The following is a 765-nucleotide window of genomic DNA, read 5'->3' on the forward strand; positions in this document are numbered from 1 at the left end:
GGCCGACTGCCCGACCACCTCGCCCAACCCTGATACCTGCAAACATGTCACGTTTCAACGCCACTTCCGCACAGGTTCGCGCGAACAAGTGCGCTTTGGAAAACGGCAGGTTAGAGGTCAAGATGATCGATGACTTCTCGTACCGGGTCGAGACCAGTTGGAAGAACAAGTTGGCCGCTTCGGTGTCGAACGGAATGTAGCCGACCTCGTCGATGTGTCCGTGGCCATGAAAAAGTGGCTCTTCCGGGAAGTCCGTGGGTCATGGTGTCGCCGGGTAGAGCTGTAGTCCGCCGAGGTGGAAGTAGATCGCGGTCTTGAAGTGTTCCCGGTTGCGGTAGCCGCGGGCGGAGACCCTGATCGCCTGGATGCGGGAGTTGAGGCCTTCGGCGCCGGCGTTGGTGATGCGGTGGGCGAAGTAGGACAGCAGCCCGGCCTCGTGGCGCTTGAGCGTCTTGGCTGCTTCGATGATCGGTTTCAGCCGGCAGTGGGTGGCCCAGAAGTACCAGCGTGTGAAGTGTTTGGCGGCCCAGCCGCGGCGCTTGTAGGACCAGAAGTGACGCAGGCTCTCCTTGATCGCCCACGCCCGGCCGGTCTTCAGGTCACCGGTGGCATTCCCCCGAGACCGTGGAGGCATCAGCTATAAGGAGTAGCGATGTCAGAGAAACGGTGTCAGCGGTCACGTAATTCCCCAGGTTTGAGGGGTTGTCCGTCACGTATTTCCTCACCCGCCGTCACGTAATTCCCCACCCCTTGGGGCGTGTCCGG

At 61.2% G+C, this 765-nt stretch carries 1 protein-coding gene and 1 pseudogene; both read right to left on the bottom strand.

The window, feature by feature from the left end; genetic code table 11:
- Positions 1-94 precede the first annotated feature (94 nt).
- Positions 95-214 (bottom strand): annotated as a pseudogene (locus H7I57_RS33755) (ATP-binding protein); the annotation flags it as partial.
- 45 nt (positions 215-259) lie between these two features.
- Positions 260-634 carry a transposase gene (locus H7I57_RS14590; RefSeq protein ID WP_264024267.1) on the bottom strand — a complete coding sequence of 125 codons (375 nt, stop codon included), beginning with the start codon at positions 632-634 and terminating at the stop codon, positions 260-262.
- Between the last annotated feature and the right edge of the window lie 131 nt (positions 635-765).

The sequence above is a fragment of the Mycolicibacterium pyrenivorans genome (assembly GCF_025821625.1).
GTDB lineage: Bacteria > Actinomycetota > Actinomycetes > Mycobacteriales > Mycobacteriaceae > Mycobacterium > Mycobacterium pyrenivorans.